A 23,234-nucleotide genomic window follows, 5' to 3' on the forward strand; every position below is an offset into this window, starting at 1 on the left:
GAACCGGCGGTTATCGTCGTTTGCCCTGCCCCGGCAGTCCGCCACTGAGAACCTGCATCCGCCTGACCGGGTGATCAGTCTCTGGAGGGGCTTCCCGGATTTCGACGGCAGAGATCAGATCCCGGTACTTCTCCATTGCCCTGGTTTCCGGGAAGGCGTCGATCGCGGGCTTGAGGAACCCGATCACCTTGTCCAGTTGCTTGAGTAGCCCATCCTTACCAGCCTGGTCGCGTGCATGGCTGCGAGTCAGGTATTCCTCGGCCCGCTTACGCACAGACGCCAGGGTTGTTGCCTGCTCCCGGCTAAGTTCAGGTGGCACTCTGCGAAGTATTCGTCGGGCGTCCGAAGAGAACTGGGGGTTGACATGTTTGAGCTCTTGCCGGTGACGGTGCAGTTCCGACACCAGGTGGGCCCGCTGCCGAAGAAATTGAGTTTGAGTCAGCCCACCCATCTCGCTGAGCACTCGAAGCACTTCCACCGCATCCGCTAGCGACTCGATCTCGCTCCGGCGGTTGGAAAGGCCCGTCATCTACGCGCCTCCGCAAATCTGGGCGCCATGAACTCCATCTGCTCCATGACCAGCTTGATCGCCTCAGGTTGCTTGTCCGGCGGATACCCGAACCGGACCAGGAGGCGCTTGATTGAGGAGCGGAGCTTGGCCCTGACATCATCGCGCACCGTCCAGTCAGTGCGAACATCCCGGCGCATGACGGACACCAGCTCGCGGGCGATGTCTGCAAGTATGCCTTCCCCTTGAACCTCCACAGCCGACTCATTGGAGGCCACGGCGTCGTAGAAAGCCAGCTCGTCAGAGTTAAGCGGGGGAGCGAAGTGCGCCCCGCGGTTCCCTTCGGCGGCCACCTCACGGGCCAGCTTCACCAGCTCGGCAATAACCTCAGCCGACGTCAGCTGCTGGTTGGTGTACTTCCTCATCAACTCGGTGATGCGCTCCGAGAACGCCCGCTGGCGGATCACGTTGTTCCGCGTCGAAGCAGCAGACTCATCAGCGATGAGCTTCCGCAGTGCCTCGATCGCCAGCTGCGGATTGCTGGCCTTCTGGGTCTTGGCGATGAACTCCGGCGTCAGGTCATCCAGCGAAGGCTTCGGCATGCCGGCTGCCTCGTAGATGTCCAGTACTTCGCCGGAAGATGTTGCTGATGCGATCAGGTTACCGAGCAGCCGCTGAATCTCCTCTGGCACCGGCTCGCCGCTTGCCTGGCGGTCTGCGGCGTCGAACTTGGCCATGTACACCCGGGTCTCCTCGTAGACCTGAATCTCCGGCCGCAGTTCCGCCAGGGTCTCAGAGCCGGAACACAGCGCCCACGCCCGCGCCAGCTGGCCCGAGTGGCGGCGGTATTTGGAGGCCAGCGTCTCCTCGCCCTCAGCCGGACGGTTACCGGGTGTTTCAGGGCTCCGCAGATAGTTGGCTGCGCCGGTGGCAGCGCTGACGAAGGCCTTGGGGCCGCCCCGCATAAGTACAGATTTCCAGTCGTACCCGGCGAGCAGCCCGCGGAGCGTTTCCACCAGCGACACGGTCAGCCCGATGGCCTCATCGACGTTCCGGCCGACGGGCTTGTTGGCCTGGTCGTCCTTCGTGTACTCGCCCAAGGCCTTGGCCAGGTTCTCCGCCAGCGGGGCATAAGCCACGAGCAGACCGTCCTTCTTGCCGCGGAAGGTGCGGTTCACCCTTGCCAGCGTCTGCATCAGCAGCGCGCCCTTCAGCGGCCGGTCCAGGTACAGCGTGTGCAACGGGGGCGAGTCGTAGCCGGTGAGCATCATGTCCTTGACGATCACGATCTCCAGCTCATCGTCGACATCCTTGAGCCGTTCCTTCACCGTCGCATTGGCCGAGTCGCGGCGCACATGGTCGGACACCGGGGGAACATCGGTGGCGTCCCCGGAGTAGACGACTTTGATTTTGCCCTTCGAGAGATCGTCCGAGTGCCAGTGGGGCCGCAGTTCCACGATCGCCGTGTACAGCTTCGCGCAGATCTCCCGCGTCCCGCCGACGATCATGGCCTTGCCCGGCGCCTCGATGAACTTGCCCATTTGGGCGCGCCGGTTCTCCCAGTGCTCCACCAAGTCCTCGGCCAGCGCCGCTATGCGCTGCGGGGCACCATAAACAGCATTGACGACGGCGACGCTCGCCTCGAGGCGTGCCCGCTCCGTGTCGTCCAGTCCCAGGGTGGCCTCGTCGGCCGCCTGGTCCAGGATCTCCTCGGTGACCTCGGACGCCAGGCCCACCTTGATCAGCCGCGGCTCGAAGTACACCGGCACCGTGGCGCCGTCCTCCACTGCGCGGGATAGGTCGTAGATGTCGATGTACTCGCCGAACACCTCCCGGGTGTTCCGGTCATCAAAGGAAATGGGCGTGCCGGTAAACGCGATGAGAGTTGCGTGCGGCAGGGCGTCCCGCAGGTGCCGGGCGTACCCGTCGAGGTCGTCGTAGTGGGACCTGTGGGCCTCGTCCACGACGATAATGATGTTGCGGCGGTCGGACAGCAGCGGGTGCTCGGAGCCCGCGTCTTTCTCGGCCTTGCTGCGGCCGAACTTCTGCAGCGTGGTGAAGTAGATGCCGCCGGTCGTCCGGTTGCTAAGTTCCTCCCGCAGCTCGGAGCGCTTCCGGATCTGCCTGGGTGACTCCGCCAGGAGGAGACTCCGGTCGAAGCTTTCGAAAAGCTGGCCGTCGAGTTCGTTGCGGTCGGTGATCACGACGACCGTCGGGTTCTTCAGTTTGCGGTGCCGGGCGACCAGGTTGGCGTAGAGCTCCATCTCCATGGATTTGCCCGAGCCCTGGGTGTGCCAGACGACGCCGGCCTTGCCGTTACTTTCCACTGCCTGGACGGTGCTGCCCACGGCCTTGGTCACGGCAAAGTACTGGTGCGGCTTGGCGACGCGCTTCATGAGCCCGTCTGAGCATCCGTCAAAGGCGGTGAAATTGCGGGTCAGCTGAAGGAACCGCTCCTGGTTGTAGAGGCCGTTGAGAGCAGTCTCCAGTGCGGTGACAGCCACGCCGTTCTCCATGAAACCGGGAGCTACCGGCAGACCATCGTCGTCCACGTTCCAGGGCGAGAAGTGGTTCAGGGGAGTGAACGGAGTGCCGTACTTAGCCTGGATTCCGTCGGAGGCGAGCGTAAAGATACAGAATCTGAACGCCACGGGGAACTCGCGCAGGTACGTCTGCAGCTGGGCGTGCGCCGAGGCCACGTCGGCGGTGGCGCTGCCGGCTTTCTTCAGCTCGATGACGCTCACCGGCATGCCGTTGCAGTACAGCACGACGTCAAAGCGGCGCTTGTAGTCGCCCTGCACCAGGGTCACCTGGTTGACGGCGAGCCAGTCGTTCTGGTCGGGGTCCTGGCTCAGCAGGTGGATCGTTGGGTTGGCTTCGTTGCCATCCGAGTCGATGTAACTGAGGCGGTAGCCGTCTACGAGGTAGTTGTGGATGCGGTGGTTCTCGGCAATGGCGTCGTTGGATTTGGGCGAGGCAATCTCGGCGAGGGCCTGCTGCAGGTACTCGGCGGGAACGTTCGGGTTGAATTTCTGCAGCGCCGTGAACAGACGGGGACGGATCAGCAGTTCATCCCAGGTGTCCCGCTCGCCCGTGCCGGGGGCGATGTCCTGCCCGGACTTCGGCTGCCAGCCGAGCGGCTCGGCCAGGAGCTCAAGGGCGATGCCTTCCCACTCGGCTTCGGAAAAGGCTACGGCTGGTGCTGTTGTCACGGTGGTTCCCCCTGATGGAGCGGATGTCATTGTGATGTCCTGCGAACCCGGTTCGCAGCACTGATGGCCTTCGCTGGCCGGTACTGACCTGCCGGGGTGACGGAGGCAAGCAGCTCGGGGTACCACTCAGGCATGGAACTGACCGCCGGTGCGGCCGGAAACGATGCCTCAGTGGAGTACTTCCTTGCTCCCGGCTGGATCTCACCTCCGCCCCTGCTCATACGCCTGCGGCCTCCAGAACCTTCTCGGCGTCCTTGACCCGCAGTTTCCCGGACATGAGCTGGGGAAGAAGGGCGTCGCGGGTGGCTGACAGGTTGTCATTTTCGCCCAGCACAGACGCAATAGTCTGTTCGATGGGCCTAAGCGCGTCTTCGAGCGTTCCCTCAAACTCCGGCCGAAGGCCCGGAACCCGCAGGGAAGCCAGTTGTCCCTTGTTGATGGATCCGAAGACAGTACCTTCCGCCTCGAAAGGCGCCCACGCCTCATCTGAGTCTTTGAGCAGATGGAATAGTGTGAATGGCCGCTCATCGGATGATCGGATCGAGGCCAGGCCGCGCCCTATACACGTTTTCTCGGTTGCGAGGTTAACGCGACCAACTGGTGCCCGAACGCTCAGGAGAGTGTCCCCGGCTGCCGCGAGTCGCACAGGCGCTGTCGTCCAAATTCTGTTGCTCGGAAAACGAACCCCGAAGTCTCTTATACCTTGGTAAAAGACGGTGCCCTCGCCTTTCTCGTTGAAGCTCGTGCCCGAAGGCGACGATCCCATGACGATGTCGGCAATGGTGGATAGCGCCACGCGAGAGGACACGTCCAACGCTTGGCGGGTCAGCGAGGCCGCTAAGTCATCAGCCACCTCGATGAGGCTCGTGTTGGCGGCGATCTTGTCGTCGAGCGCTCCCAGCACATCGGCGACGGCATGCTGTTCGGGTAGGCCAGGAAGGGGAACCTTTAGCTTCTTAAGGTCCGAACCGCGAATGCCAGCGGCAGCAACCTGTTCGACGATGGTCTCAATGTTGCGACGGCCTTGGGGCGACGCGAAGTAGTAATAGTAATAGGGGGCGTGAGCGATGGCCGGATCCAAACGGGCTCTTAGAATGGAGCCCTCCCAAGTCGTCGGCTCATCTACCTCATCAACAATGCTGCATTTTCCTGCGCCCTCCAGTGTCAGAGAACGGCGTGCGAACAAGAGATCGTGACGTCGTAAAAGCGTTCTTTCGGAGTCATACTCCGAGATTTCGACCCTGGCCATCTCAATCGCTGGCACACGTGGATACCGAAAGAGCTCCCCCATATTGAGCATCTTTATTCCGCTGCCGCGATTGCTTGCGGGAATAGTTAGACCGCTTCGTAGCGGATAGGCGAGAAGATCACCGAAGGACTCATTGACGTTCACGAAACCCTCCCCAGCTGCTCGCGCACAACCGCGGCCAGTCGCTCAGACTGGTCAAACTGCTCGAGCAATTCCTTGGAAAGACGCGCGATCTTTTCCTCGATTGGCTCGCCGTCGTCCTCCACGTCGGCAGCCCCAACGTACCGTCCGGGAGTCAACGCGTAGTCTGCTGCTTTGATTTCCGCCAGGCTCGCCGAATAGCAGAAGCCCGCCTCGTCGTCGTAAGTCAGTCCCGCCTCGGCCGCAGAAGCAGTGCCGCGCCATGCGTGGTAAGTGTTGGCGATCTTGGCGATGTCGTCGTCGGACAGCGCGCGCTCGGCGCGGTCCACCATGTGGCCGAGGTTCCGGGCGTCGATGAAGAGCACCTGCCCGGTCCGGTCAACGGAGCCGCGAGGACCTGCTGTCTTGTCCTTGGCGAAGAACCAGGTGCACACGGGGATGCCCGTGCTGCGGAATAGCTGCGTGGGCAGTGCCACCATGCAGGAGACCAGGTCCGCTTCGATGAGCTGGGCACGGATGTCTCCCTCGCCGCCGGAGTTGGAGGACATGGACCCGTTGGCCATGACCACACCGGCGCTGCCGCCGGGCGCGAGCTTGGAGATGATGTGCTGGATCCAGGCGTAGTTGGCGTTGCCGGCTGGGGGTACGCCGTACTTCCAGCGGGGGTCGGACTCGGAGCGGGACCAGTCCTTGATGTTGAAGGGCGGGTTGGCCATGATGAAGTCCGCGCCGTTGTTCCCGGTCAGTTCGGGGTGCTGGTCGCGGGCGAAGGTGTCACCCCAGCGGGAGGCGAGATTAGCGTTGAGGCCGTGGATGGCGAGGTTCATCTTGGCCATCCGCCAGGTGCGCTCGTTGAGCTCCTGGCCGTAGACGGAAATGTCCGAGCCCTCCATGTTGTGGGCCTCGAGGAACTTCTCGGCCTGGACGAACATGCCTCCTGATCCGCAGCAGGGGTCGTAGACGCGGCCGCTGTGCGGTTCCAGCACCTCCACCAGGACGCGGACCACGCCGGCGGGGGTGTAGAACTCGCCGCCGCGCTTGCCCTCGGCCTTGGCGAACTTCTCCAGGAAGTATTCGTAGACCTCGCCGAGCAGGTCGCGGGCCTTGCTGGCGCCCTGCCCGGTGAAGCGGGCGGAGTTGAACAGGTCGAGCAGTTCGCCGAGGCGGCGCTGGTCAACGTTGTCACGGTTGTAGATGCGGGGGAGCGTTGCGGCCAGTGCCTTGTTGTCGGTCATGATGAGTTCCATGGCCTCGTCAATGAGCAGCCCGATCGACTTGGGGGCGGCGCCGTCCATCGCAGGTAGGCCCTTGGCGTTCTCCGCCAGGTAACTCCAGCGCGCGCGTTCGGAGACCCAGAACACGCCGCGGCCGGTGTACTCGTCCACGTCGTCGATCAGCTGGGCGACCTGCTCCTCGTTGAGCCCGTCAGCCTCCAGCTCGGCCTGGATCTGCTCACGGCGTTCATCAAATGCGTCCGAGACGTACTTCAGGAACACCAGGCCGAGGATCACGTCCTTGTACTGTGAGGCATCCATGGAGCCACGCAGCTTGTCCGCGGCCTTCCAGAGCGTGTCCTTGAGTTCCTTCATGGTGGACGGGGCGAGGCCCACCTTTGATTTCGGAGGCATTTATTCAGTTCCTTCTATTGGTGCGGCGTTTGGAGATGGGGTGTGTCAGGGTGAGGCTTCCGCCCGCTGCGCCGTCCGTAAACAGGGTAGCGAGTTCTTCCAGCCGTTCGAGGCGCTGGCGGGCCTCGTGCTGTTCGTGTTGCAGCACGGCAAGAACCTGCACGAGCGGCTGCCGTTGGGCGTCCGGCGTTCGGCGCAGCCGCCAGCTGCGCCAGGTTTTATCGGCCCGGGGGAGACTGTTAATGTCCGCAGCCACGACGTCGGGCACCAGCCCACGGGGATCGCCATCGTCAATCCTAAGAATGCGGGCAGGAAACACGACGACGGCACCGCCCTCATGATCGACCATAGCGGCGGGTCGCGGGCTGGTGCAGAAGACGACGTCACCGGACTCGGTCAGTCGTCCGGTGGGACATGCGGCGGCGAAGTCGAGGAGGCTGATGAACCGGGGCTCCAGGCTGTGCGGATCGCGGAGCTCCTGGCGGCCGAGGACCCTGCTGCCTTCCCTGGGGTTGAAACTGCTGTCGTCAAGCCGGTTACCGTTGACGTACCGGAGATTTCCGGCAGCGATCAGTTCCTGGACGGAAGCCGTGCCTGCCCGGTTGTCGTGCGGGACAGCTTGAACCGCGAGAATCGCCGGCAGCTCGGACGGATCCTGCCACAGGAGCCGGACGAGTTCCTCAATGCGGAGCGCTGCCTCGGCTCCGCCGGCCGCCCTCGGACGCTTGTTGGCCCGAGCCTCAACGAGGGAGCCTTTGCCGGCGAGAAGGGCGCGGGTCTGCACAAGCCGGGCAAACCTGAAGGAATGTGCACGGATGGTGGCGCGGGTGCCCATCGAGGCGACGATGTCGCTGATCAGGTCCTGTCTCACATCCGGGGTCAGTGGTGTTGTGCTCAGGTCGGCGACCATGGTCCAGCGTTCGGCGATGAGCACCTCCGGGTAGGACGGTCCCAGTACCCAGAGGGCTTGCGGCTCCCGCGGCTTCGCGGGGAGGAGGCCTGCCTGGAGCCTGATCACGGCACGGATTCTTCCGGAGCGCAGGAGGTCCGAGCGGAGCTGGCCCGCCTCGCCGCTGAGCGGGTCAGACAGCAGCCGGGCCGGGGCGATCACCACGGCGCGCTGGCGGTCATCCATTTGGAGGACGGTGTTCTCGATTGCTCCAAGGATTTCAGTGGTGCCGAGTCCTGGATCGCCGGGGGAGGGATATTGTGCCACATGGACGGCCGGCCCGTTGACCGAGAAGGCTCCCTGGGCGTCGATTTCCACGTGTTCGCTGTCGGCCCCGTGCACCGTAAGGCGTCGTCGGGCAAGGCGTGACGGGCCGCCGTCATGGTCTCCGATTAGCACAGATAGCGGCCGGGTCTCACCGAACTGCTGGACAATGCGGAGCATCACGTCACTGCCGCCCGGCGTCGCATCGACAAACGGTGGCGCATCCAGCGTTTGCGCCAGCTCCATGGCAGCTGATGCCACAAGATCCAGCGCCGGGTCCGTCAGGGCTGTGTCGGATTGTTCCCGCAGGCCCTCCCGGAACCGCCGGGACAGCAGCTTCTCAAAAGCAGCCGGTGCGCTGAATGCGCTGTCGGCAAGCCTGTCGGCAAAGCTGGCCAGCCCGGAAAGCTCAGTGCCAAGAGCCTCAAGCTCGGCATAAAGGAAGACGTCATCCGGATCCGCTTCATCGGCGGCGTCAAGCAGTTCGCCTGTGGTGCGCGGGCTGAGTTCCTGACCGGTGATGACCTTCAGGGCCAGCAGCGAGGTGAGGCCGTTGAACATCCGGCGGCCGTCCTGTGACTCCGCACTGACTGGTGCCATCATTCTGGCGAAGGCCGCGACGTCGTTCCGGGCCTCGGGGTTGTTGCCGCGGCCTGTTGCCTCGAGCCACGCGGTGATGTCGCCGGCGTCAAACAGCTCGACGCCGTTGATCTGGTCCGATGCTTCCGGAAACGGCAACTGGCTGCCGCTGCTCCGCTTGCGCCACATGGAAACCACGGGCCGCTGCACCTTCGCCAGGGCAGCGATGTCGGAGAGCATCATGCGCAAAGATCCGCTGGATGTGTCCATGCCTGCCCCCAATCTGTCGTGGTCGTTCGCCCAGCCTAGTGGAATGTCCGAAGGCGGCTATTTATCGAGTGATAAGGGGACTTATCAGTCCTCACAGGTCTGTGTGTTAGTTCAGCGCCATAAGTTGATTTCTGCAGCCCAGGAAGGAACCTTTTCGGAGCTGTGGCGGCGGCGGGGAACCACGCATTGGGGGATCGGTATCCCGCCGCCAGTCCTTCTTCGATTGAGACCCTGGGGAGAAACCATGAAGACCGAAAACACCATGTCGGCCGTGCCCGGCACCGATCACGCCGGGACAGTCCTGGCTCCGGAGACTGAGCCGGCCGGAGCGAGCAAATCATCGCGCCGTGCAAGTCGTGGGAAGCAGGTTCTCGGTGCGCTCGTGGCCGGTGCCCTGTTGGCTGGCGGAACGGCATTCGGAACAACGCTGCCTGATCCCACGTCCAGCGAAGCGTACCGGAGCGTGGCCGACGCCAAGGCGGGTGCCGAATCAGAGCGGGACACCCTCTGGTCCGATTACGACTCGCTCCAATCCGACTACAAGGCGCTTCAGGGTGGCATCGCTGACAAAGAGGCGAAGGTCCAGGCCCGGGAGACCGAAGTCGGGAAGGCAGAGGCCGCCGTGAAATCCGCCGAGGCAGCAGTCAAGAAACGCGAAGAGGCAGTGACAGCTGCCGAAAAGCAGAAGGCTGCCAACACGATGTCCGACGGTACGTGGACTGTAGGCAGGGACATCGCTGCCGGGATGTACCGTGCCACGGCTGACGTGGGATCCAGTTGCTACTGGGGCATCTACGAGACCGGCAGCAACGGCAGCAACATCATCGAAAACGACCTCCCCGGCGGCGGCCGCCCCTCGGTGACGCTCTCAGCAGGCCAGGACTTCAAGTCCAGCCGCTGCGGCACCTGGACCAGGCAGTAACGCCGGTTGTCTGGCCTCACCCTCACAAATTCATCACACACGAAAGGCACCCATGACGCACCAGAGTTTCGAACCCATCCCGCCGGCTGCGGCAGCAGCACCCACTGCAGCCAAGCGCCCCTTCTACAAGAAGAAGCGCTTCGTGATTCCCACAGGTCTTGTCCTGCTGACCATCGTTCTTGGCTCCTGCGGTGGTGGGAAGTCAGCCACTGACGCTCCGGCGTCGGCCCCCAATGCCATCAGCTCGTCGTCGCCGGCCGCCGCAACCACCGAGGCTCCCGGGGCTCACCCAACACAGGCAGCAGCAGCCAGGCCTGCCTCCGCCGCTCCCACCGTGGGCACACCCTTCACTATGGATCTCGGCAACGGCGACGTCGCCAGGATCACGATCCTCTCGGCCGTCCGCGAGACATCTGTGAGTGCTCAGTTCTCATCGCCCGCGAAGAACGGCACGTACCTCCTTCTGGACGTTCTCTGGGAGACGACGTCGGGGGAAACCAGCTCCAACCCGTTCTACTTCTCCGCCAAGGATGCCAACGGCCGCAAGGCAGACCAGAACCTTTTCGTGGACGACCAACTGGGGTCCGGAAAGATCCTGCCGGGTGACAAGTCCCGCGGCTTCATCGCCTTCGACGTGGCAGCCGGACCTGTCACCGTCATGATCTCCGACCCCCTGATGCAGGAAGCCGCGCGCATCCAGATCCCGGGATAGCAATAGCGTCACAACGGGGACAGTGATTTGCAGCTGTCACGGAAGCTCCAGCTTCATGTTTCCCAGGCGCTGGTTAGGTCAGCCTCCTGCCGACGGGTGCAGGTGAAACGGAAGTTGGGTTTACCTGTCGCTGAGCAAGTCGTAGAGGAAGTTTGAATCTGTAACGCTACAACCGCGAAAATTAAAGGCAAAGGAAGACCCCCGCATGGCAGAGGCCGCGCGGGGGTCTTCCTTGCTTATCGGCCCATTTGCCGACGAGAAGCCAGCATCCACAACCACCATATTTAGAAAGGAAAACCATGAAAGATCAGCTCTCAGAGTCCTACATTCAGTGGGTGCACCACTATTTCCTTTGGAGCTCAAACCTCAACGGAGGTGCATCCGTGGTGGCGACAACGTGGATCAGGTCATTTAGCGCGGTGGCCGGTCAAGTCCAGAACTACCTGGAGTCCGGTCACCTCGCGGCTGATGCCTTTCCGCCTTCCCTGGTTCACGAGATTGAGGAGCTGGCGCGGTGGTCCTGCGCCAGGTTTCCGGTGGAAGATGCCCGCCGCGCCCTCACCGATACATGGAGCGGACTTGCTCGCGTGTACGGCGCAGCGGCTAGTTGCGCCAACCGGGAGATGGACCGGCTGAAGATGCTGACCGACTGGGCTGAAGCCATCGAAGCATTGCGATACAGCGGTTTCCCGGGGCTTCACCAGATGGCTGCTGGTTATCAGTCCGAACGCCGCCGCCTGGACCTCACAAAGCTCCGGCCCGGCCTGCATGATTTCAAGTACGTAGGCATGCTTCTGGATCTGTTGAAGTTGTATGAACCACGTCCCAGGCCAACGCGTACCTCCGAAATGGATAAACGACGTGGAGTGGACAACAAAAAGCTAACCGTCTCCAGGTCAGGACGAAGTGCTGCGACCAGTGATCGCAGGTATGTCCGAATGGCTAAACCTTCAGCGGAGGTGCTGGCGATTGAGCTCCACGGCAATTGGAGGGACCACTGGAGCAATACCCTGCCCGAGGTGGCCTGAGCCTGGCCTTACAGGCATGCGGTCACAGCATGGGAAGTCAGCGGTATGTGGCTGTGTCGGCGAGCTTCGCAATATGCTGATCGACCGCCCAAACGCACAGCTCCGGTGACCGGCGCCACCCGATCACCGCAGAACACGGCGCTTACTCAGGACTTGCAGGCCGCCTGATAACAGCCTTGGCAATAGGTTTCCGAGGACGCCAGTCAACTCCGACACGTCGCCAGTAATGGTCAAAGTCCGCTTCGATCTCTGACTCAAGTTCGACCAGTTCGCTGTACACCGTTTGCTCTGCCTTCGTAAGGCTTGTCCCTGGCGCGTTCATTCGCTCTCTGAAAAGGTCGAGCTTCGCCTGTATTCGACGCAGGCTGATACCAGCAGCGCTGGTAAAGCCTTTCAGCTGCATGTCGTCGTCTCGATCCTCCAACGACTGTTGAACGGCTTCCTTTAGCAACCGGGTCCCTTGCCGGAAATGCTCGTTCATTCCTGGCGCCTCCTCAAGTTCGTTTGGCCAAGTGGGATCCACAATAGCCAAGGTGTGCCGCGAGCACGCGATTCCCACTTTTTAGGGTTCCACCTTCGAACACAAAACACTGCAGAGGGCTTCTGACCTTCGTTACAGGCGACTTCTGAAACTGACACTCACCGTAAGCGTCCGCTGAGGGATCCCGGATAACGTTCATAGTCATGAGGACCAGCAAAGCTTGGCGAGACTACCAAGAAGAGGCCGCCAACTTCTTCAGAGAGCTAGGCCTGGAGGCTGAAACCGATGCGAGGGTTGAAGGAGTCCGCACTGCTCACGATGTCGATGTCCTCGTAACTTTCAACCATGCGGGCCTGCGTCTGAAGTGGCTTGTTGAGTGCAAACATTGGAAGCGGCGCGTAAACAAGCTCCACGTCCTAGGCCTTAGGGAAATAGTGTCGGATGTTGGAGCGGACCGCGGGATCCTCCTGGCTGAGAAAGGGTTCCAGCGAGGAGCCTCAGAAGCCGCCGCGAAGAGTAATGTCTCACTCACGAGCCTGGCCGGTCTTCGCCAGACGGCATCAGATGCTCTTAACCAACAAAGGTTGAATGCCTTCCCGCTCCGGCTGGCCGAGGCGCACATCTCTTATTGGTCTATTTCCAAGACCGATCGAATCAATCTTGGCATCCGCCACGACGCGGGGGACATTGGTTTCCACGGGGGAATCCTTCTCACAGTCGCCCAAGACGTTCTCCTCAGCGCCCTTGCAGGTAAGTTCCCGCCGTACGGCAATTTTGCCTACGCTCTCGGGGCTGACCAAATAACCAATCTGGAAGAGGCGCTGAACTGGATGGAGAGCCGACTATCCGAGCTAGAGAAGAAGCTAGGGACACCTGAGGCTGGGGCTGCTGCCGCGCGAAGACGAGAGGGCTGAGTGTGCCGCATGGGTCCGGGCAAGGACCCCAGCGTGACCATATCGTAGGCTCCGGAATAGCACTAGCCGGCCCGCTGCAGCCGCAATCGTTTGTCTCGACCGTATCGGGTCACACCGAGGCACAACACTGGCTAGACTCCGGAAAGATTGCGACGGGTCCGGTTACGGCGTGGCGTTGCTTCATCGACGAGGCGCCACGCAAGTATGTCCAACGCGCGTAGGGGACTAATCGTAGGCTCCGATGCCATTCCGGCCAGTTCATTCCAATGTTTTGACGCCGCTCGCAAATCAGCTTGTACTTGCGGCAACCAGGCCTGCATGCGCTTCCGGTCGCTGCGACGGTTGACCGGTACCACCCGAACCGGATCCCCGAAATGGCTGTAACACCGCCAGACGTTTTTATCGTAGAGCGGCAACAGTTCCGGTCGCTTCCTGTGCAAAACTTTGCTGAGCTTCACGAGCTGGACTTGATGTTGGGGTTGGTCGTCCAGGATGCCATACAGCTCGGCGATTGCTTCGAGGGTGTCATGTGAAGCGTCTTGGAACGTGCCCGTTAGACGAGGGTCCGCGAGGCGGCGGTTAATTTCAGGCAGGATTTCCAGCAGGCCGTAATAGGTAGGAATGGGTTGCTGGCCTGCATTGAGAAGCGCGGCGGCCAAGAGGTCTTGCTGGCGGACGTCATTCGTTGGAGCTTCCCGCAAATAGCCGTCGTAGGCAGGGTAGGACCATCTGCCGTATTCAGTTAGATACTCCTTTACGAGGCGAATTGCTCTCTCAATGGGAACAGAGAATCCACCAACTGTGATCAGTTGAGTCATTGCCCGAGCCTAGCGCGAGTCGGAAATCGCCTTGCAAACGAGAGGGGGTTTCACCTTTTGTACACGTCTACGGAGCTGAGCCGCCTCTTCCTGTCCCTCGTCTGTAGCCTAGGACTAAGGGGCATTTGCTTTCGGACTAGTGCTAGCTGTGGAGCGCTAATCCTGAGCAGGACGGGGGAAAAGTGAACAAGCCGGCGCGCGACAGGGATCTTCGTGTTCTGATGGACACGAATATCGTTCTCGCTATTGAAGGAGATGAGGACGCCGACCATGCAAACCATGCGTCGGCATCTACGGTTTATCGTCTAATTTTGGACGCCGGCGGGCAAGCTTCCATCATCGATAACCAGCGCGACGATTTTTCTCGTATCCGTGATCGGCGGCAGCACGAACGTCGCCGCCGCCAGCTGGACAAATATCCCCGCCTAGGCCGAGTTGAGCTGACGCGTGAATTCCTTTCCGAAGCAAAGTACCCATTGGACCTACGGGCCCGAACAAATGATGGTGTAGACGCCGCACTCTTGCTCGCTTTGCAAAGGAATGCGGCTTCATGGCTGGTAACTGAAGATCGGAGGCTCCACTCCCACGCCCGTCATGCGGGGCTGCAGGACCGCGTGATGACTTTAGAAGACGCCCAAGGAGCGCTGGCAGCCCTTGCTGGGCAGCTTCCTCCGCATTACTCAGTTGATGAGGTACAGCCGCACACGATCAATCCGAATCAGCCCTTCTTTGACTCATTGCGTGCGGACTACAAAGACTTCCCAGAATGGTGGGCCAAGGTAGTACAACAGCGTCGTACCTGCCTGGTCATCGGCGGGGGGACAGATATTCGCGGCTTGGCGGTCCTGGACCGGCAAGAGCCGGAAGTCCCAGGCCTGAGTCAAACCAGCGTCAAAATCTGCACTTTCAAAATCGGGGAGGCCAACCAAGGAAAAAAGCTGGGGGAGACCCTGCTGGAAGCGGTGATCGGGCACATCAGGGGTCTGGGCGTTGACACGTGCTTCATAGAGGCGTCGCCCGATAAAGAGGGCCTGATTGTGATGCTCAAAGAGTTCGGTTTCTTCGATTGTGGCGAGAAACCCGGAAACAGGGGACAGATCATTCTTGGGAAGATCTTGGAGCCCCGGTTTGACCGGGAGCCGCCAGAACACCCTTTGGAATTCAACCGACGCTACGGCCCCGGCCGACGACTGGTCCAGAGGGCGTTCATAGTGCCGATCCTGCCCGTGTTTCACAGCATGCTATTCCCGGGGTCCGAGGCGCAGCTCTCCTTCTTTGATTCGACCTACGGGAATGCGATCCGTAAGGTGTACATCTGCCACTCGGGCATGAAGACCCTTCAGCCGGGCGACACCTTGTTTTTCCTTCGCACCCATAAGGGGCGTGCCGTGCACGCTGTAGGTGTCGTTGAAGACACGCTGAGGACCTCAGACTTGTCGGAGGTTTTGAGCTTCGCAGGTGCACGTACCGTTTACTCTGTGGAGGAATTGCAGAGGATATGCGCCAAGGAATTGCTCGCAGTTAAATTCAGGCTGGACCAAGTTCTGGAGAAGCCAGTAACACGTGGGGAACTTCAAATGCTGGGTGTCATGGAAGACTCCCCGCAGTCCATCGCGCAGATCAAGTCAGAGGAAGGACGCCAGTGGGCGAAAACGCTCCAGGGAGGGTAGCTCTCATGTCTATCCGACCAGAGTTTGCAGACGCGATTCTCTCCGGGAAAAAAGCAGTTGAGTTTCGAAAACGACCCGTAGCCGACGACGTGACCCATGTTTTGATCTACGCCACCCTTCCTGTGGGATCACTGCTGGGATGGTTCGCCGTGCACAGCCAGTCCACTACGTCTCCCAAGAGACTCTGGGCAGAATTCAGGAAAGTGGCTGGCATCTCAAAAGATAGGTTCTTTGAATACTATGCACAGCGGGATTTGGGGACAGGCATTGTGGTTGAGGGCGCAAACCGGTTCGAAAAACCGCTGCCTCTGACCAACTTGGGCGCAGCTATTCGCCCCCCGCAGAGCTTTCAGTACCTTACTGAGGACCAGACGGAAACCTTCTTTAAAATGGTGTCCCAATAGGCTGTAGCGCGCGGCCGATTTTGGCCCCGGCTTGTACTTTGGCTGTCTGGTACGTTGCGCCTTCGGCTTCAACGTAACTCAGCTGCCCCTCGCCGGCTTCTACGGTCAGGGTTACTTTCACGCCCATTTTTAGGCAACTGCCCGGGCCAGGGTGCTTCCCAGCGCTGCGAGCAGTGTGGGACCGTGTTTTTCTATGCGCCGGTCCACCGGACGCGCCCCGCCCAGGGCAGGACAAGGGGTCACCATCCACAGCGCGAAGTAGTTGTGCGGGACGCGCAGTTCCATCGCGCGCTGGAACAGGGCAACCACAACCCGGTTGAGCGACAGATCCGGCTGGAACTGGAATCCCGGACAGAAGGTGCCCTCGTCGATGAAGACGCGGACGAGCTGGCGCAGCACGGGTTCCGGGTCCGGGGAGCCGACTTCGAGCCGTTCCCTGACCTGGCTCAACGCTGGCAGGCCGAACTCATTGCGGATAGTGTCCCAGAGCTGCGGCGGGATGGGGGAGCGGTATCGGTCAACTGGCATCGGTGATGGCATCCAGAAGCCATTGCGTGGAGGTGGGTTCACGTCGCAGCAGGAAGGTACGCAGCGCGGAGTTAGAGGAGAGCTTGACCTGAACCCGCCAGAATTCAATGTCAACGATGTTCCCGATACCAACGGGTGCGCTGGTGCGGGTTTGCCACCAGGAGTCCCGCTCGAACCAGTGCACTGGGTCTTCGGTGATCACCCATAGGCGCCCGTCATGGCGGACGGCGAGGGGCCGGCCTGTGGGGCTGAAGCGCACATCGACCGGGACCTTCAGGGATGTTTCATTGGCTGTTGTTGTCACGTTTTACGCGCTCTCCTAGGTTCCTGTTGTTTGCACCGGCGCGGCGGGTAACCGCGGACGCCCAGACCCATGTGCGGTAGGTCAGGGGTCCGTCCTTCCACCTGACCTCGACGGCCCTCGCCGTCCAGGCGAACACCTCGCCCTCAACGAGCTCGGCGCAGTTCGGGAACCGCAGCCAGGCCATGACCGGGATTCCCGGATACACGTTGTGGACCGGGAAGTTCTTGAAATCCAGCTCTTCCAAGGTGAGCCCGAACGGCTGCGCACGCTTGGAGTACCGCGCGTGCAGCGCCTTGGCCTGCTCAGGACCCATTACCACGCTTACTAGAATATATGTTCGAACGACACCGCAAAATTTTAGCGGCATCCACTGGGTGCCGCTTCCATCAACTATGGGGCGGGGGTACGACAAAGACGGCCGCGCTCAGTTCCGGAGCGGGTTATGCCCATTGTGGGCAGGTGGAGACCGGAGGATGAATCTCAAAGCTGTCCACACTGGGTATAACCCGCCGCAGCGCTGTCGTCAGCGGTGTCTGTTGTTCAGTTCCGGGGGAACCTTGACCTCTGCAGGGTCCAGCTCCGGCCTGACACGCTTCCAAGTGACGGGGTGCCGAAAGGACGTGCCGGACCAGGCGACGTCGGCCGAGACCTCGACCACGACTGGTTCGACCAGTGTCAGCCGCACGGGGCCTTTGTCCTTGCTGAATCTGTTCAGGGAGGACTCGCTGATCTCTTGAGGCCAGGGATGCCCGGGCCCGGCCGGGTGGAGGTGGCGGCCCAGTTCACGCCCGGCCTTCGTGGACAGGACGGTCGAGCGGCCGACAATCTTCATTTTGCCGCCGATGGGCAGGCCGGCGATGATGGCCTGTGGTCGGGTCACGGACCCGATCACGGCCGCGCACACCACGTCCCAAAGATCCTTGTGCTTGAGCTTCAACCAGATCCTGGCGGCCTCGTAGGGCTGGGAGCCTTTGAATATGAGACCTTCGATTCCTGTCGCGGGAAGATCCCGCAGCCAGGTCTTCGCCAGGTCCATGTCCCTGGTTATGGGGGAGAGGTGCAATGGTGGGGCCCAGTCCCGGGCGAGCTCCTCGAGCAGCTGCCGGCGCCCGGGGAACGGCACACCGCGGGTGTCCTGTCCTGCAACGGCTAGAACATCGAAGGCGACGAATGAAGCGGGCAGTTCTTTGGCCAGGGCGGGAAGCGCGGCCTTGGAGGTGACCATGCGCTGCTGCAGCGCGTCGAAGTCCAGCCGGTCCCGGTTCCAAATGATGGTTTCACCATCCAGGACCACCCCGGGAGGCACTTGCTCTGCGAGGGCGGCAGCTGCGTCCGGCAGGATTCGGGTAAGTTCTTTGCCCTGTCTGGACCACAGTGTCACCTTGCCGGCGTCGTTGAAGGCGGTAGTGCGGAAACCGTCGAATTTGGGTTCGGCGTTCAGGCCGCCGGGCAGTGCGTTGGGGCCGGGGAAGGCCTTGATGGGTTTCGCCAAGGCAACCGCGACCGGTGGGTGCAGTGCCGGTGGAAGGGACTCGGCCATGGGCCAAGCCTAAAGGAGAATCCAGTACGAACGTCCGTGCTGGTTTTTACTTGGCCGTAGGACCTTCCGTAGCAGCGTCCTCCGCGTCGACGCTGCGGAGTAATGCCGCCATGCTCCGCACAGCTGCCGGATCTTCCTGCCAGGGCTTGCTGCCTCGTGAGCAGGCATGAAAACCGGTGGCAGCTGACTCTTTCGCCGCCTCGGCGAGTTCGGCCCACGCGGCTTTCAGATCTGCCACCTGCTCAGGAGTCAACGGCTCCTGTTCCTTCGGCTCAATGGCCGCTGCGAAGGCGGGGCGACCAGTAGCCGTCGCCGGCTTGCGCCGACGGGCGAACCAGCTCCACAGACCCATCGGCTTTCCCTTCGTATCGACACTCCAATGACCGTCCAGGGCAAAGCAGAGGGCCGCAACCGGTGGGAATGGGCCCTCTGCCCTGGGTGTAAACATCCTGCTGCTTACGCCTTCGAGCATGCCATACCGGGTAGTGATGGTGCATGCTCGCAGGGCTCGCACCCGTTTGGGCGTCCGCGGGCGCGGCCGGCTGTTGGGTCCAGTGCCGGCTCCGCAGGGCTCCGCCGTCCCTGGCCCTGTGTTGTCTGCGACGCTTTTTGGCTGCTGTCCTGACGGATTGTACGTGTCCGCTCCGGCCGGTCTAGCCCCTCCTTCGTCGGGGCCTGCGGCCCGCAGAATCAGCTCCGGCGCTCCTTCGTCGCTGATTTCCTCCGCAGATTCCGCAGTCCTTGCCCTGCGGGTAGACAGGCCTCCGTCGGCCACAGCTCCGCAAGCTTCGCCAGCAGCCAAAACAACGGGGGGAGAGGGGACGCTGGCCGGTCACCTGAGCCGCCCCACCCACCAACCCTTTCGGCAAAAAAGGAGCAACACCATGAACGCAGTCACTAAGAGGGCCGTGACCACCGTCGACACCGGCGAAACGGTCCACGATGTGCCCGTGCTCGTCGATTACCACATGAACGACGGCTACGACTGGATGGACGTCATCAGCGAACACGGCTGGGCCGTGATCCCCAGCTGGGGGTGTGACGGGTGGGACCTGGGCCAGTGGCCGTACGTCATGGTCGCCGGGATCCGTACCGCCGACGAGATCGGGAACCTGTTCGGCATGGCCACCTACTGCGAAGGCGACGTACGAACGACCTTCTATCGGACCAAGGCGAGGTTCTGGACCGCGATAAGTGAGCAGGCGTTCTTCCACTGGAAGAACGGGCAGGCCCAAGGACCGGCAGACCTGCCGGAGGCCGCCGCCGAACTGCCCAGCCGCTACCGGATGCCCTGCACCCTCGCGGACGTGGCCTAACCAGCACTGACAACCGCTGTACTGCCCGGCCGCAAGCCGGGCAGTACAGCACATCATACGACTCCGAAGGAGCCAGCACATGAGCAACGACACCACCGCCCCCATGGGCATCACCGCCCTGATCTACCGCGACGCCCTGGGTACGGACTTCTCGAACCGGGGCATCTCCGCCCGCGTCATGGAAGTGACCGTCATTGGCGAGGGCATCGACCCGGTTTTCGAGGCCACCGAGGAACGGCCCGCCGTCCGGCTCGTCAAAAACGAGCACTTCCACCGCGAGACCGTGGTCCATGCCGAGCCGGTCGCCCCGGAAGGTGAACCCGCCCCGTGGTACATGTTCGGCGGCACGTTTATCTTCAGCAGTGACGCGAGGTTCCGCCGCGCAGCCGGACACTATGGAGCCGTTCCGCTGCACGACCGCCGCGAATAGGCCCGGGGGTGGCCGGTCTTTCGGGGCCGGTCACCGCGGGCGGTCCGCCGTCGTGGCCGGCTTGTCTTGGTGGTTGGCCGCGGCGGACCGCCCATCCCGCAATAGCCAGGTGCCGGGCGGCGGCCGCCGGCGGCAAGCCAGGGGCTGGTGTGTTGTGTTTGTCCAATGGCCGGGGTGGAAGGCAGGCTTGCGGGGCTCGCCCTGGTTTCCGCTGCGCTGCAACCAGTTGAAGGGCGTCCGCTGGCGCGGCCGGCTGTTGGGTCCAGTGCCGGCTCCGCAGGGCTCCGCCGTCCCTGGACCTTTTGTGTCTACGACGCTTTTTGGCTGCTGTCCTGACGGATTGTACGTGCCCGTTCCGGCCCCTCTAGCCCCTCCTACGTCGGGGCCTGCGCCCCGAAAAGTCTTCTCCGGCGCTCCTTCGTCGCTTATTTCCTCCGAAGATTTTCCGGGTCTTGCCCTTACGGGTAGACGGGCCTGCACGGGCACAGCTCCGCAAGCTTCGCCAGCAGCCAAAACAACGGGGGGAGAGGGGAAGCTGGCCGGTCACCTGAGCCGCCCCACCCACCAACCCTTTCGGCAAAAAAGGAGCAACACCATGAACGACTTCATCAAATTCACCGGCCCGGCCGACGTCCTTGCCTTCATTCCGCACACGCTGGGACAGATCCCCACGGAGTCCTTTGTCGCACTGACCATGCAGGGCAACAAGATCGGCGCGACCCTGCGCGTGGATGCCCCGTTCGGGCAGGATCCCGTCGGTTACGCCCAAACCATCGTCAGCTACCTGACCGCTGACGAGGCCGCCACCGGCAGCCTGCTGGTCATCTACACCGACGAGAACACCACCAACGGCAGCCGCCCCTACGCCGGGCACGTGCAGGCGCTGCGCACCGAACTGGAAACCGCCGGAATGCCCCTGCAGGACGCATGGCTGGTGAGCTCGAAGCTGTGGCGGAACTACATGTGCACGGACACCAACTGCTGCCCCGATGAGTCGCTGGACACCATCACCACCAGCAACGGCAACGCCGCCCTGATCTACCGGGGCAGCGCCGTGACCGGCTTCATCGCACCGGCACCCTTCACCGGAGACGAGACGGCCCGCGAGGCCATCACCGCGCACAAGCCCGACGGCTGGCCCGAAGACCTCGAAGCCAGCCGTGCTGCCTGGGCCAAGGTGCTGAAGGACCCCAAGAGCCTGACGACCCAGACCGCGCACCAGCTGGCAGGAGCGTTGCAGCACCCCACCATCCGTGACTACATGATGGGCGACATCGTCCCGCACGCGCCCGAGCAGTTCACGTCCGTCATGCTCGGAGTGTTCCTCACCCGCCCGGACTGGGCGCGCGTGGACACGGCACAGGAAGTCGCGTTCGAGCTGATGAAAGCCACACCGGAAGGCCAGCGCGCCCCCATGTTGTGCCTGATCGGCTGGCTCGAATGGCTCAAAGGACAGTCCAGTTTCGCTGCCCGGTACTTCAAGCTCGCGCTGGAGGACACCGCCGGGTATCGGCTGGCGGAACTGCTGGGCGAACTGGTCAACCGCGGCCTGCTGGCAGACTGCAGCCGCGATCCAAAAAAGGCATATGACCGCCGCCTAAAGCGCTAGCTTCGAAAGGGCCGGACTCCACTACCAAAGGGGTCCGGCCCTCCCCTCGCGGGATCTTCCCCAGGTGCGCGGCGGCCTCCCCCGCTTCGCTCCGCCGGCCGCGTAAACGCTGCGCGGGCGCCGCGACTTCCAGCCCACGCGCAGGAACTGCCGATACTGTGAAAAGAACACCGCCGTCCCCGTACAGCCAAGGAGTTCCGAGCGTGGCCGATCAATTCCGCATGACCGAAGACGACACCGTTGCCCCGGACGCGAGCCCCCTTGAAGACATCCTGGAACTGAGCCTGCTCACCGCAGGCCCAGCCACCGGCCCGGTAGACCGGCCCAGGAAAGACCACCGACACTACGAGCTGTAAACCCAAGCAGCACTGACGCTGCACCACCGATTTCCTTATTGCCGAGGGAAATACAGGAAGGCCGGCACGGACAGTGCCGGCCTTCCTTCATGCGCGCAGGCATGTAGCTGTGGACCGGGGGAGTGGGTGTTCGCCAGGGCTCACACCGATAAGGGCGTCCGCTGGCGCGGCCGGCTGTTGGGTCCAGTGCCGGCTCCGCAGGGCTCCGCCGTCCCTGGACCTTTTGTGTCTACGACGCTTTTTGGCTGCTGTCCTGACGGATTGTACGTGCCCGTTCCGGCCCCTCTAGCCCCTCCTACGTCGGGGCCTGCGCCCCGAAAAGTCTTCTCCGGCGCTCCTTCGTCGCTTATTTCCTCCGAAGATTTTCCGGGTCTTGCCCTTACGGGTAGACGGGCCTGCACGGGCACAGCTCCGCAAGCTTCGCCAGCAGCCAAAACAACGGGGGGAGAGGGGAAGCTGGCCGGTCACCTGAGCCGCCCCACCCACCAACCCTTTCGGCAAAAAAGGAGCAACACCATGAACGACCGCATTGCACGCGCAGCCCTGACCCGCCTGTTCGAACCAAACGACACCGTTGGACGGACCCTTGTGGGCAGGCTCGGCGCGTACGCCGCGCTGCGGCTCGCCACCGGCACCCAACCGGCCCACACCCTCTCGGACGTGACCGCCGAGGAACTGGCCGACGCGCTAAAGCGCTGGGCGCCCCGAGTGCCCGACCTGGACCCGGAAAAGGACCTGGCCACCATCGAACGCCTGGGCGGCGGTTTCCTTATCCCCGGCGACGAGCACTGGCCCACAGGCCTGGACGACCTCCCAGACGCGCCGTTTGGCCTCTGGTACCGGGGCAACATCGGAAACGGAATCCCCGCCCCGTCCAACTGCGCGGCACTGGCCGGGTCACGGGACTGCACGAGCTACGGCGCGGCCGTCACCGGAGACATCGCCTACAGCCTGGCCCAGCGCGGAATCTGCGTCATCGCCGGACTCGCCTACGGCATCGACGCCCACGCCCACCGCGCCGCACTGGCCGGAAGCACCGGAGAAGGCCCGGCCACCATCGCCGTCCTCGCCGGGGGACTGGACCGCGACTACCCGTCCGGAAACGCGGACCTCGCCGCCGCAATCCGTTGCAATGGGTTGACGCTGTCCGAGCTGCCCCCGGGAGCCGCCCCTTCCCGGGCAAGATTTTTGTACAGAAATCGCATCATTGCAGCCCTTGCCGGAGTGACGTGCGTCGTGGAAGCCCGCTGGCGCTCCGGTGCCCTGGATACCGCCCACCACGCCGAAACCATCGCCCGGCACGTCGCCGCCGTCCCCGGCAGCGTCCACAGCGTTATCTGTGTGCTGTCAACAGTTCTGCGCTAGATTCCGCGGATTCGTTGTGTCAACGACGTCCACGACT

Annotated in this window: 23 protein-coding genes; 11 read left to right on the forward strand and 12 right to left on the reverse strand. The window is 62.6% G+C overall.

The genetic code is table 11. The features are described from left to right. Positions 1-10: 10 nt before the first annotated feature. From ACWRN3_RS19505 to ACWRN3_RS19525, 5 genes are all read right to left on the reverse strand, one after another. Positions 11-529 carry a hypothetical protein gene (locus ACWRN3_RS19505; protein ID WP_207605997.1) on the reverse strand — a complete coding sequence of 173 codons (519 nt, stop codon included), beginning with the start codon at positions 527-529 and terminating at the stop codon, positions 11-13. Continuing rightward, the gene (locus tag ACWRN3_RS19510) at positions 526-3,750 is read right to left on the reverse strand and encodes a type I restriction endonuclease subunit R (RefSeq protein WP_207605998.1); all 3,225 of its coding nucleotides are present in this window, start codon (positions 3,748-3,750) and stop codon (positions 526-528) included. Before ACWRN3_RS19510 ends, ACWRN3_RS19505 begins: the two co-directional genes overlap by 4 nt. Before the next feature lie 187 nt (positions 3,751-3,937). Then, positions 3,938-5,113 carry a restriction endonuclease subunit S gene (locus ACWRN3_RS19515; RefSeq protein WP_207605999.1) on the reverse strand — a complete coding sequence of 392 codons (1,176 nt, stop codon included), beginning with the start codon at positions 5,111-5,113 and terminating at the stop codon, positions 3,938-3,940. Next, positions 5,110-6,738 carry a class I SAM-dependent DNA methyltransferase gene (locus ACWRN3_RS19520; RefSeq protein ID WP_207606000.1) on the reverse strand — a complete coding sequence of 543 codons (1,629 nt, stop codon included), beginning with the start codon at positions 6,736-6,738 and terminating at the stop codon, positions 5,110-5,112. The genes ACWRN3_RS19515 and ACWRN3_RS19520 overlap by 4 nt, the downstream gene beginning before the upstream one ends. A 4-nt stretch (positions 6,739-6,742) precedes the next feature. Continuing rightward, positions 6,743-8,800 carry a hypothetical protein gene (locus tag ACWRN3_RS19525; RefSeq protein WP_207606001.1) on the reverse strand — a complete coding sequence of 686 codons (2,058 nt, stop codon included), beginning with the start codon at positions 8,798-8,800 and terminating at the stop codon, positions 6,743-6,745. 244 nt (positions 8,801-9,044) lie between these two features. Between ACWRN3_RS19525 and ACWRN3_RS19530 the strand changes: the two genes are divergently transcribed. The 3 genes from ACWRN3_RS19530 to ACWRN3_RS19540 all read left to right on the forward strand — a co-directional run bounded on the left by ACWRN3_RS19530 (position 9,045) and on the right by ACWRN3_RS19540 (position 11,462). Continuing rightward, complete coding sequence (locus ACWRN3_RS19530; RefSeq protein ID WP_207606002.1) at positions 9,045-9,722, forward strand: hypothetical protein; 678 nt, start codon at positions 9,045-9,047, stop codon at positions 9,720-9,722. A gap of 52 nt (positions 9,723-9,774) precedes the next feature. After that, positions 9,775-10,434, forward strand: coding sequence for a DUF4352 domain-containing protein (locus ACWRN3_RS19535; protein ID WP_207606003.1), 660 nt, complete (start codon positions 9,775-9,777; stop codon positions 10,432-10,434). A 299-nt stretch (positions 10,435-10,733) separates the two neighbouring features. Further along, a complete protein-coding gene (locus ACWRN3_RS19540; protein ID WP_207606004.1) occupies positions 10,734-11,462 on the forward strand; it encodes a hypothetical protein in 729 nt (242 codons plus the stop codon). 142 nt (positions 11,463-11,604) lie between these two features. On the opposite strand, the gene ACWRN3_RS19545 is transcribed toward ACWRN3_RS19540, so the two are convergent. Continuing rightward, positions 11,605-11,943 carry a hypothetical protein gene (locus ACWRN3_RS19545; RefSeq protein WP_207606005.1) on the reverse strand — a complete coding sequence of 113 codons (339 nt, stop codon included), beginning with the start codon at positions 11,941-11,943 and terminating at the stop codon, positions 11,605-11,607. Between the two features lie 203 nt (positions 11,944-12,146). Here ACWRN3_RS19545 and ACWRN3_RS19550 point away from each other — a divergent pair, with 203 nt between their 5' ends. Then, positions 12,147-12,857 (forward strand): restriction endonuclease, encoded by a 711-nt coding sequence (locus ACWRN3_RS19550; protein ID WP_207606006.1) that lies wholly within the window; start codon positions 12,147-12,149, stop codon positions 12,855-12,857. A gap of 131 nt (positions 12,858-12,988) precedes the next feature. On the opposite strand, the gene ACWRN3_RS19555 is transcribed toward ACWRN3_RS19550, so the two are convergent. Then, the gene (locus ACWRN3_RS19555) at positions 12,989-13,675 is read right to left on the reverse strand and encodes a DUF6308 family protein (RefSeq protein ID WP_207606007.1); all 687 of its coding nucleotides are present in this window, start codon (positions 13,673-13,675) and stop codon (positions 12,989-12,991) included. Between the two features lie 182 nt (positions 13,676-13,857). Between ACWRN3_RS19555 and ACWRN3_RS19560 the strand changes: the two genes are divergently transcribed. Both ACWRN3_RS19560 and ACWRN3_RS19565 read left to right on the forward strand, forming a co-directional pair. After that, positions 13,858-15,345 carry a PIN domain-containing protein gene (locus ACWRN3_RS19560; RefSeq protein WP_207606008.1) on the forward strand — a complete coding sequence of 496 codons (1,488 nt, stop codon included), beginning with the start codon at positions 13,858-13,860 and terminating at the stop codon, positions 15,343-15,345. After that, positions 15,318-15,749 carry an ASCH domain-containing protein gene (locus ACWRN3_RS19565; protein WP_242703288.1) on the forward strand — a complete coding sequence of 144 codons (432 nt, stop codon included), beginning with the start codon at positions 15,318-15,320 and terminating at the stop codon, positions 15,747-15,749. Before ACWRN3_RS19560 ends, ACWRN3_RS19565 begins: the two co-directional genes overlap by 28 nt. 129 nt (positions 15,750-15,878) lie before the next feature. Here the strand turns inward: ACWRN3_RS19565 and ACWRN3_RS19570 are convergent, their stop codons facing one another. The 5 genes from ACWRN3_RS19570 to ACWRN3_RS19590 all read right to left on the reverse strand — a co-directional run bounded on the left by ACWRN3_RS19570 (position 15,879) and on the right by ACWRN3_RS19590 (position 18,473). Next, positions 15,879-16,277, reverse strand: a complete 399-nt coding sequence (locus tag ACWRN3_RS19570; RefSeq protein ID WP_207606009.1) for a hypothetical protein — start codon at positions 16,275-16,277, stop codon at positions 15,879-15,881. Continuing rightward, on the reverse strand, positions 16,267-16,581 hold the full coding sequence (locus ACWRN3_RS19575; protein WP_242703289.1) for a hypothetical protein: 315 nt from the start codon (positions 16,579-16,581) through the stop codon (positions 16,267-16,269). The genes ACWRN3_RS19570 and ACWRN3_RS19575 overlap by 11 nt, the downstream gene beginning before the upstream one ends. Then, the gene (locus tag ACWRN3_RS19580; protein ID WP_207606043.1) at positions 16,562-16,894 is read right to left on the reverse strand and encodes a hypothetical protein; all 333 of its coding nucleotides are present in this window, start codon (positions 16,892-16,894) and stop codon (positions 16,562-16,564) included. The genes ACWRN3_RS19575 and ACWRN3_RS19580 overlap by 20 nt, the downstream gene beginning before the upstream one ends. 210 nt (positions 16,895-17,104) lie before the next feature. Continuing rightward, positions 17,105-18,121 (reverse strand): ATP-dependent DNA ligase, encoded by a 1,017-nt coding sequence (locus tag ACWRN3_RS19585; RefSeq protein WP_207606010.1) that lies wholly within the window; start codon positions 18,119-18,121, stop codon positions 17,105-17,107. 46 nt (positions 18,122-18,167) lie between these two features. Next, a complete protein-coding gene (locus ACWRN3_RS19590) occupies positions 18,168-18,473 on the reverse strand; it encodes a hypothetical protein (RefSeq protein ID WP_207606011.1) in 306 nt (101 codons plus the stop codon). Between the two features lie 532 nt (positions 18,474-19,005). Here ACWRN3_RS19590 and ACWRN3_RS19595 point away from each other — a divergent pair. The 5 genes from ACWRN3_RS19595 to ACWRN3_RS19615 all read left to right on the forward strand — a co-directional run bounded on the left by ACWRN3_RS19595 (position 19,006) and on the right by ACWRN3_RS19615 (position 23,197). Continuing rightward, positions 19,006-19,437 carry a hypothetical protein gene (locus tag ACWRN3_RS19595; RefSeq protein WP_207606012.1) on the forward strand — a complete coding sequence of 144 codons (432 nt, stop codon included), beginning with the start codon at positions 19,006-19,008 and terminating at the stop codon, positions 19,435-19,437. Positions 19,438-19,516: 79 nt separating this feature from the next. Further along, positions 19,517-19,867, forward strand: coding sequence for a hypothetical protein (locus ACWRN3_RS19600; protein ID WP_207606013.1), 351 nt, complete (start codon positions 19,517-19,519; stop codon positions 19,865-19,867). Between the two features lie 595 nt (positions 19,868-20,462). Further along, positions 20,463-21,476 carry a DUF4192 domain-containing protein gene (locus tag ACWRN3_RS19605; RefSeq protein ID WP_207606014.1) on the forward strand — a complete coding sequence of 338 codons (1,014 nt, stop codon included), beginning with the start codon at positions 20,463-20,465 and terminating at the stop codon, positions 21,474-21,476. Between the two features lie 203 nt (positions 21,477-21,679). Then, positions 21,680-21,832 carry a hypothetical protein gene (locus tag ACWRN3_RS19610; RefSeq protein WP_015061970.1) on the forward strand — a complete coding sequence of 51 codons (153 nt, stop codon included), beginning with the start codon at positions 21,680-21,682 and terminating at the stop codon, positions 21,830-21,832. A gap of 516 nt (positions 21,833-22,348) precedes the next feature. Continuing rightward, the gene (locus ACWRN3_RS19615) at positions 22,349-23,197 is read left to right on the forward strand and encodes a DNA-processing protein DprA (RefSeq protein ID WP_207606015.1); all 849 of its coding nucleotides are present in this window, start codon (positions 22,349-22,351) and stop codon (positions 23,195-23,197) included. The last annotated feature ends 37 nt before the right edge of the window (positions 23,198-23,234 follow it).

This window comes from Pseudarthrobacter sp. rb, from assembly GCF_056389225.1.

Excerpts from the sequence above, each read along its gene's own strand:
- ACWRN3_RS19510 (WP_207605998.1), bottom strand. The coding sequence starts at position 3,750 with ATGACATCCGCTCCATCAGGGGGAACCACCGTGACAACAGCACCAGCC.
- ACWRN3_RS19520 (WP_207606000.1), bottom strand. The coding sequence starts at position 6,738 with ATGCCTCCGAAATCAAAGGTGGGCCTCGCCCCGTCCACCATGAAGGAA.
- ACWRN3_RS19550 (WP_207606006.1), top strand. The coding sequence starts at position 12,147 with ATGAGGACCAGCAAAGCTTGGCGAGACTACCAAGAAGAGGCCGCCAAC.
- ACWRN3_RS19525 (WP_207606001.1), bottom strand. The coding sequence starts at position 8,800 with ATGGACACATCCAGCGGATCTTTGCGCATGATGCTCTCCGACATCGCT.
- ACWRN3_RS19540 (WP_207606004.1), top strand. The coding sequence starts at position 10,734 with ATGAAAGATCAGCTCTCAGAGTCCTACATTCAGTGGGTGCACCACTAT.
- ACWRN3_RS19605 (WP_207606014.1), top strand. The coding sequence starts at position 20,463 with ATGAACGACTTCATCAAATTCACCGGCCCGGCCGACGTCCTTGCCTTC.
- ACWRN3_RS19555 (WP_207606007.1), bottom strand. The coding sequence starts at position 13,675 with ATGACTCAACTGATCACAGTTGGTGGATTCTCTGTTCCCATTGAGAGA.
- ACWRN3_RS19580 (WP_207606043.1), bottom strand. The coding sequence starts at position 16,894 with ATGGGTCCTGAGCAGGCCAAGGCGCTGCACGCGCGGTACTCCAAGCGT.
- ACWRN3_RS19595 (WP_207606012.1), top strand. The coding sequence starts at position 19,006 with ATGAACGCAGTCACTAAGAGGGCCGTGACCACCGTCGACACCGGCGAA.
- ACWRN3_RS19615 (WP_207606015.1), top strand. The coding sequence starts at position 22,349 with ATGAACGACCGCATTGCACGCGCAGCCCTGACCCGCCTGTTCGAACCA.
- ACWRN3_RS19585 (WP_207606010.1), bottom strand. The coding sequence starts at position 18,121 with ATGGCCGAGTCCCTTCCACCGGCACTGCACCCACCGGTCGCGGTTGCC.
- ACWRN3_RS19535 (WP_207606003.1), top strand. The coding sequence starts at position 9,775 with ATGACGCACCAGAGTTTCGAACCCATCCCGCCGGCTGCGGCAGCAGCA.
- ACWRN3_RS19530 (WP_207606002.1), top strand. The coding sequence starts at position 9,045 with ATGAAGACCGAAAACACCATGTCGGCCGTGCCCGGCACCGATCACGCC.
- ACWRN3_RS19505 (WP_207605997.1), bottom strand. The coding sequence starts at position 529 with ATGACGGGCCTTTCCAACCGCCGGAGCGAGATCGAGTCGCTAGCGGAT.
- ACWRN3_RS19545 (WP_207606005.1), bottom strand. The coding sequence starts at position 11,943 with ATGAACGAGCATTTCCGGCAAGGGACCCGGTTGCTAAAGGAAGCCGTT.
- ACWRN3_RS19600 (WP_207606013.1), top strand. The coding sequence starts at position 19,517 with ATGAGCAACGACACCACCGCCCCCATGGGCATCACCGCCCTGATCTAC.
- ACWRN3_RS19590 (WP_207606011.1), bottom strand. The coding sequence starts at position 18,473 with ATGGGTCTGTGGAGCTGGTTCGCCCGTCGGCGCAAGCCGGCGACGGCT.
- ACWRN3_RS19570 (WP_207606009.1), bottom strand. The coding sequence starts at position 16,277 with ATGCCAGTTGACCGATACCGCTCCCCCATCCCGCCGCAGCTCTGGGAC.